The sequence below is a fragment of the Pseudomonas sp. UBA5706 genome, assembly GCF_002419965.1.
Lineage (GTDB): Bacteria > Pseudomonadota > Gammaproteobacteria > Pseudomonadales > Pseudomonadaceae > Aquipseudomonas.
Genome location: NZ_DIHC01000009.1, coordinates 66,692 through 73,712, shown reverse-complemented (window position 1 = coordinate 73,712; position 7,021 = coordinate 66,692). Strand labels below are relative to the sequence as shown.

Here is a 7,021-nt window from a genome sequence, read left to right as displayed (position 1 = left end):
CACGGTCTATGGCCAGAATCAAAAGCTTGCAGCGCAGCGCTATCCCGCTTCTGCCCGCAGGGCGTAGGAGCGAGGCTTGCCCGCGATCTGCCGGGGACCGGCAGCGATGCTACAGGGGACCCATTGTCTGCAAACCGGGCCCCCACGGCCTCCGGCCAGAATCAAAGCAAAACGTCGGCCAGCCGGACCCCACGGTCTATGGCCAGAATACAAGCTCGCAGCGCGACGCTATCCCGCTTCTGCCCGCAGGGCGTAGGAGCGAGGCTTGCCCGCGATCTGCCGGGGACCGGCAGCGATGCTACAGGGCAACCCATTGTCTGCAAACCGGCCCCCCACGGCCTCCGGTCAGAATCAAAGCAAAACGTCGGCCAGCCGGACCCCACGGTCTATGGACAGAATCAAAAGCTTGCAGCGCGACGCTATCCCGCTTCTGCCCAAAGGGCGTAGGAGCGAGGCTTGCCCGCGATCTGCCGGGCACCGGCAGCGATGCTACAGGGCACCCATTGTCTGCAAACCGGACCCCCACAGCCTCCGGCCACACTCAAAATTCAGTGAATTGCAGGATCAATCCACCCCCACGAACCCACCGGTCTGATGTGCCCATAGCCTGGCATACAGCCCTTTGTGAGCCAGCAGCTGCGCGTGCGTGCCGCTTTCGGCGATGCGGCCATTTTCCAGCACCACCAGCCGGTCCATGCGCGCGATCGTGGAGAGGCGGTGGGCAATGGCGATCACCGTTTTACCCCGCATCAGCGTTTCCAGACTTTCCTGAATCGCCGCTTCCACTTCAGAGTCCAGCGCCGAGGTCGCTTCGTCCATGATAAGGATTGGCGCGTCCTTGAGCAGCACGCGGGTGATCGCGATTCGCTGGCGTTGACCGCCGGACAGCTTCACGCCGCGTTCACCGACATGAGCATCCAGCCCGGTGCGGCCTTCGGAATCCGATAGCTGCGGGATGAACTCGTCGGCCCGGGCCTTGCGCATCGCTTCCCACAGCTCGGCGTCGGTGGCGTCGGGTTTGCCATAAAGCAGGTTGTCGCGAATCGAGCGGTGCAGCAGCGACGTGTCCTGGGTGATCATACCGATGTGAGAGCGCAGGCTTTCCTGAGCCACGTGGGCAATGTCCTGGTCGTCGATCGTGATGCGCCCGCCCTGCACGTCATACAGACGCAACAGCAGGTTCACCAACGTCGATTTGCCTGCACCGGACGGCCCGATCAGCCCGATCTTCTCCCCCGGCTTGATGTCCAGGTTCAGGCCATGAATCACGCCCTTGCTCTTGCCATACTGAAACTGCAGGTTCTCGAACTTCACTTCGCCCTCGCTGACTGCAAGCTTGGGCGCAGCCTCGCGGTCGGTGACGCCCACCGGCTGGGAAATGCTCTGCAGACCGTCCTGCACCATGCCGATGTTTTCGAAGATGCCGTTGACCACCCACATGATCCAGCCAGACATGTTGACGATGCGAATCGCCAAACCAGTGGCCAGCGCAATCGCCCCCACCGAGATCAGCGACTGGGTCCACAGCCACAGCGCAAGGCCGGTGGTCCAGACGATCAGGATGCCGTTCAAGGTGGTGATTACCGTGTCCATCTCGGTGATTACCCGCCCGGCCAGCTGAGTCTTCTCGGTCTGCTCGCTGATCGCCTCGCGAGCGTACTGCTGCTCGGAATTGGTGTGGGCAAACAGCTTCAGGGTGGTGATGTTGGTGTAGCCGTCGACGATTCGTCCCATCAGTTTCGAACGGGCGTCCGAGGACACCACCGAGCGCGCCTTGACTCGTGGCACGAAGTACCAGAGGGCGAGGACGAACGCCACAATCCAGCTGATCAGCGGGATCATCAGGCGCCAGTCGGCTTCGGCAAACAGTACCAGGGCGCTGATCGAGTAGATCAACACGTGCCACAGCGCGTCCACCGACTGCACGGCCGAATCGCGCAGCGCGTTGCCGGTCTGCACGATGCGCTGGGCGATGCGTCCGGCGAAGTCGTTCTGGAAAAAATTGACGCTCTGCTTGAGCACGTAGCTATGGTTCTGCCAGTTGATCATGCTGGTCATGCCAGGGCTGATGGTCTGGTGCACCAGCAAATCATGCAGACCGACGAAAATCGGGCGCAGGATCAGGGCCACGACCACCATCCACGTCAACTCCAAAGCATGCTCGCGGAAAAAATTGACATTCGGCGTGCCTTGGGCCAAGTCAATGATCCGACTCAGGTAGCTGAACAACGACACTTCGATTAACGCACCAATCAGGCCGACCACCAGCAGGGCTAAAAAACTTGGCCACACCTGCCTTAGGTAGTACACGTAGAACGACATGACCTGATTGGGCGGGGCGGCGGTGGGTGCTTCGCGGAAGATATCGATCAGCTTTTCGAAACGACGATAGAGCATTGGCTATGACGCCCACGCTTGAGCGGGCTCTCCTATGTGCAGGGCTTTGTTTCAGGACTTTGGATGCGTCCCCGAATCAGACCACATGAACACCCGATTGCTCACGCTATTTCGCGTCGCCGGCCTCCCGGAAACTGAAAAGCCGGGCGGATGCCCGGCTTTCATTAGCGCTAGCGCTTAATTCACGCGCTTGGCGGACTTGATCAGAATCGGGTCCACCGGCACGTTTTGCATACCATTCTTGGTGGTCGTCTGGGAGTTGACGATGATGTCGACCACGTCCATACCGTTGACCACTTTGCCGAACACCGCGTAACCGAAGTCACGGACACCGTGGTCGAGCATTTCGTTGTCCTTGACGTTGATGAAGAACTGGCTGGTGGCCGAGTTCACATCAGAGGTGCGTGCCATGGCGATGGTCCCGCGCACGTTGTGCAGGCCGTTATCCGCTTCGTTCTTGATCGGATCGCTGGTCTGCTTCTGCAGCATCTGCGCTGTGAAGCCGCCGCCTTGGACCATGAAGCCCGGGATCACGCGGTGGAAGATGGTGTTGGTGTAGAAGTTGCTGTCCACGTACTTGAGGAAGTTTGCGGTGCTGACCGGCGCCTTGTCCTGGTTCAGCTCGATTTCGATGTTGCCATTGGTGGTTTCCAGTACGACGTGAGGCGCGGGGGCGGCCATCAGGTTGGAAGCGAACAGTACGGCGGCGGCAGAAAGGGCAATTTTTTTCAGCATGAGGTGGAGGTCCTGAAAGTTATTTTCGACTGCAGAAACAGGCGATAAGGGAAGCACGTTTGCGGCGATTTTGACAGCGGCGAGTCGCGGTGCATGGCCGGGCTATGCGCCCGCAGGCATGAACGGCCATGCCACAGGCGGATGTGCGTACGCCCGGCAAACCACGTCATCAGGTGCGCATGAAGCTAAACCTTGTGACTTGCCGCCGCGAGAGGCGCATCCAGCGGCGCTGTGTCGAAGCGCTGGATCAGATCGATGAGAATTTGCGTGGCAGGCCCCAGCGGCTTGTCCTTGCTTGCGTAAAGGTAAAAGGTCGGATTGCGGCTGCCCCCCTTGTCCAGCGGCAGCATCTTAAGCACCCCCTCTTTCAATTCGCGTTCGACCCGATGCCGTGGCAACCAGGCGAAGCCCAGGCCACTGCCGACAAAGGTCGCAGCCGTCGCTAGGCTGCCCACGGTCCAGCGCTGCTCGGAACCCAGCCAGCCGACGTCGCGGGGCTGATTGCGGCCTGAGTCGCGAATCACCACCTGCAGCTGACTTTCCAGATCCTGGAAAGTCAGCTCGCGATGCATCTGATGCAGTGCGTGCTCGGGATGGGCCACGGCGACGAACTCCACGCTGCTCAGCTCGGTGCCCAGATAGCCGGGAATGTTGAAGCCGCTGATGGCCAGATCCGCCACGCCCTCGAGCAAGACTTCCTCGACGCCGGACAATACCTCCTCGCGCAAGCGCACACGACAGCCGCGGCTCTGCGGCATGAACGCCGTCAGCGCACGCACCAGCCGAGCGCTGGGATAGGCGGCGTCGACCACCAGACGCACTTCGGCTTCCCAGCCTTGTTCCATGTGATGAGCGAGGTCTTCCAACTGACTGGCGTTTTTCACCAGTTGCCGCGAACGACGCAGCAACACTTCGCCTGCCTCGGTCAGCACGGCTTTGCGCCCGTCGATGCGCAGCAATGGCACGCCGAGCTGATCCTGCATCCGGGCAACGGTGTAGCTAACCGAAGACTGCGAGCGATGCAGTGCTTCGGCGGCTTGGGCAAAGCCACCCTGATCGACCACGGCCTGCAGGGTGCGCCACTGATCAAGGGTCACGCGGGGCGCTTTCATCTTTCGCTCCTGTTGTCCTAAGCTGGCAGTCCGCGAGTGGAGACTGCCCCGTGAAAAGATTATGTTGTGTGCTGCTGACGATGCTGCCCCTGAGTGCCTTTGCCTACCCGATCGACGTGGAGAAACACATCAACGGTGTGCAAATCGATTACAACAGCCACGACACCGCCTACGACATTGGCACTGTCACCCTGAACAACTACGGCGACGTCCCTGCCCGGTGCACCGCGGTCTTCAGCAACGGACCGGAAGCGCCGCGCACCCGCCATGTGCAGATCGCGCCGAAATCCAGCCGTAACGTTACCGTCAAGTTCAGCCGTGAGATCGTCAGATTGCGGGTCAAGCTACGTTGCGACCCACAGTGATCGGCACGCTTATGGCGCAGCAGCCTAGTGCCCTTTCGCGGAAGAAACAATTTATTAGATGTTTAGCAGTCATTTCCTGAGTTTTTTAATCGATATACCCACAGCTGAGCGATGCTCGGTCACATTCAGACGCGGTCCGGCTCGTTAGCAACCAGTTCCTCTTCTCCGGCGCCGTTAATCCTCCGTTAACGCTTGGCATCGATCATACAGGCGTTCATCGAAACTCCTTTGGCACTTGAAATGCTCCTGAGTGCATCACCCGATAGACCGGCGCTGACTGCGTCGGGTTATCGGGTTTTTTATTGCCAGCAGCCTGGGAATAGCGATGCTCGGGGTGCCGCGGTTAGCAAGTGGTGCCGCGACAAACAGAGGATCGTTCCGCCAGCGTACGCGCGTAATCAATGGCTTTAATAGCAATCGCCTATCATCAGCGCAGTCGATATTCAGCATGAACAGCGATGCTTTTTAATCGCCGGGCGGCGGGGATAGAGTGCCTCCAACACAAAGATGCAACCCAACTTGTCGGAGAGACTTTTCATGAAAACATCCATCGTTCTGGGCTTCACGCTTTCGATTCTGGCCGCATCTTCCGCGTTCGCCAGCCCTCGGTCCCCGGCCGCCAGCCAGACCCGTGTGCCGGAGGCCACGCATGCCCATGCCGCAGTCACCGACGCCAATATCGCTGACCGCGCCGGTTTAAAACCCTTCGCCATGCAGCCGTCCAGCACCCTGATGGTGGCCGAAAACCGTAAAGAGTTCGGCTCGAGCTACCAGCGCTACTAAGTGCTGAAAACGCTGCCGAGTACCAGGAAAGCCCGCAAATGCCGGGCTGTTTTATTCATGGCGCATTGCTCGCCGGTGCTCTGCCGGTGGGCGATACCGTGTGCTCGTGCCGCAGCACACGTTGCCGGCGCTCGCGATCTCAAGTACATCCGTGTCCATACGCGGTGCGGCGACGGCGGCGGCCTTCTGCATTCAAGCTTCGGATGGAGTCTGCAGCGAGGCTAGGCCCACACGCATGTCCGATCCGCTCGGCTGCTGATACAGGCTCAACCCGAACTCCGGCAACACCGCCAGCAGGTAATCGAAAATATCCCCCTGGATGCGCTCGTAATCGGCCCAACTGGTGGTGCGCGTGAAGCAGTAGATTTCCAGCGGCACGCCATGCGCTGTGCCTTCCATCTGGCGGACCATGCACGTCATGTCCGGATGAATGTCAGGGTGACTCTTCAGGTAAGCCAGGGCGTAGGCGCGAAAGGTGCCCAGGTTGGTAATGCGGCGGCGGTTGGCCGATAGCTCGGCGACATTGCCCTGCGCTTCGTTCCAGGCCTTGAGTTCGGCTTTCTTGCGTCCCATGTAGTCGGTCAGCAAACGCACCTGAGCCAGTTTCCGTTCCTCGGCTTCGGCGACGAAACGTACGCCGCTGGCGTCGATGAACAGGCTGCGCTTGATGCGACGTCCTCCCGCTTGCTGCATTCCGCGCCAGTTTTTGAACGACTCGGACATCAGGCGCCAAGTGGGAATGGAAACGATGGTCTTGTCAAAGTTCTGCACCTTGACGGTGTGCAGCGTGATGTCCACCACGTCGCCGTCGGCACCCACTTGAGGCATCTCGATCCAGTCGCCGACGCGCAGCATGTCATTGCTGGTCAGCTGCACGCTGGCGACGAAGGACAGCAACGTGTCCTTGTAGACCAACAGAATCACCGCCGACATTGCACCTAGGCCCGACAGCAGCAACAGCGGTGAGCGGTCGATCAGCGTGGCGACGATGATGATCGCGGCGAACACGTAAAGAATCATTTTCGCCAGTTGCACGTAACCCTTGATCGAGCGTGTACGTGCATGCTCGGTGCGCGCGTAGATGTCTAGCAGCGCATTTAGCAGGGCGCCGATCGTGAGCATCAGGAACAGGATGGTGAATGCCAGCGCGACATTGCCCAATAGATGAGCGGCGGCGGGGCTGAGGTCGGGCACCAGGTTGAGCCCGAACTGGATGACCAGTGACGGCGTGACCTGTGCCAGTCGGTGAAACACTTTGTCGTGCAGAAAATCATTCAGCCAGAACAGCGCAGGTTGCCGACCCAGCGCCTTGACGATGTACAGGATGACGACGCGCACCAGACGACCGAGTGCGAGCGCAGCGATCAGCAGCGTCAGCAGCCCCAGGGCTGCGCGCAGCATCGGCTGGTGTTCGAGCAGGTCCCAGAGTTCCTGAGCACGGAGCCAGAGGGATGAAGTGTCCATGAGCGCAAGTTCTCCTGAAGAAAAAAGGGCGCGATTAGAGCATTGTCAGAATGCTCAGGGCAGTACCGGGAAAATCCGGTAACAAAATAGGCGCCTTGAGGTAAAGAGACTCGGCGAATGCGGCTTAAACCGGTACCCTATGCGACTGTTTTTTTGTATTCCGCC

At 59.8% G+C, this 7,021-nt stretch carries 6 protein-coding genes; 2 read left to right on the top strand and 4 right to left on the bottom strand.

Annotated features, from left to right (window positions below; all coding sequences use genetic code 11):
• Positions 1-564 precede the first annotated feature (564 nt).
• From B3I26_RS05070 to B3I26_RS05060, 3 genes are all read right to left on the bottom strand, one after another.
• Complete coding sequence (locus B3I26_RS05070) at positions 565-2,397, bottom strand: ABC transporter ATP-binding protein (RefSeq protein ID WP_296255756.1); 1,833 nt, start codon at positions 2,395-2,397, stop codon at positions 565-567.
• 177 nt (positions 2,398-2,574) lie between these two features.
• Positions 2,575-3,132 carry a peptidylprolyl isomerase gene (locus B3I26_RS05065; RefSeq protein WP_296255755.1) on the bottom strand — a complete coding sequence of 186 codons (558 nt, stop codon included), beginning with the start codon at positions 3,130-3,132 and terminating at the stop codon, positions 2,575-2,577.
• A gap of 185 nt (positions 3,133-3,317) precedes the next feature.
• A complete protein-coding gene (locus B3I26_RS05060) occupies positions 3,318-4,244 on the bottom strand; it encodes a LysR family transcriptional regulator (RefSeq protein WP_296255753.1) in 927 nt (308 codons plus the stop codon).
• A 50-nt stretch (positions 4,245-4,294) separates the two neighbouring features.
• On the opposite strand from B3I26_RS05060, the gene B3I26_RS05055 reads away from it, so the two are divergent.
• Both B3I26_RS05055 and B3I26_RS05050 read left to right on the top strand, forming a co-directional pair.
• Complete coding sequence (locus B3I26_RS05055) at positions 4,295-4,609, top strand: 3-phosphoglycerate kinase (RefSeq protein WP_296255750.1); 315 nt, start codon at positions 4,295-4,297, stop codon at positions 4,607-4,609.
• A gap of 537 nt (positions 4,610-5,146) precedes the next feature.
• Positions 5,147-5,392, top strand: coding sequence for a hypothetical protein (locus B3I26_RS05050; protein ID WP_296255748.1), 246 nt, complete (start codon positions 5,147-5,149; stop codon positions 5,390-5,392).
• Between the two features lie 192 nt (positions 5,393-5,584).
• Here the strand turns inward: B3I26_RS05050 and B3I26_RS05045 are convergent, their stop codons facing one another.
• Positions 5,585-6,856: a mechanosensitive ion channel family protein gene (locus B3I26_RS05045; RefSeq protein WP_296255746.1), complete on the bottom strand. Its 1,272-nt coding sequence runs from the start codon at positions 6,854-6,856 to the stop codon at positions 5,585-5,587.
• Between the last annotated feature and the right edge of the window lie 165 nt (positions 6,857-7,021).

Excerpts from the sequence above, each read along its gene's own strand:
- B3I26_RS05045 (WP_296255746.1), bottom strand. The coding sequence starts at position 6,856 with ATGGACACTTCATCCCTCTGGCTCCGTGCTCAGGAACTCTGGGACCTG.
- B3I26_RS05070 (WP_296255756.1), bottom strand. The coding sequence starts at position 2,397 with ATGCTCTATCGTCGTTTCGAAAAGCTGATCGATATCTTCCGCGAAGCA.
- B3I26_RS05050 (WP_296255748.1), top strand. The coding sequence starts at position 5,147 with ATGAAAACATCCATCGTTCTGGGCTTCACGCTTTCGATTCTGGCCGCA.
- B3I26_RS05065 (WP_296255755.1), bottom strand. The coding sequence starts at position 3,132 with ATGCTGAAAAAAATTGCCCTTTCTGCCGCCGCCGTACTGTTCGCTTCC.
- B3I26_RS05060 (WP_296255753.1), bottom strand. The coding sequence starts at position 4,244 with ATGAAAGCGCCCCGCGTGACCCTTGATCAGTGGCGCACCCTGCAGGCC.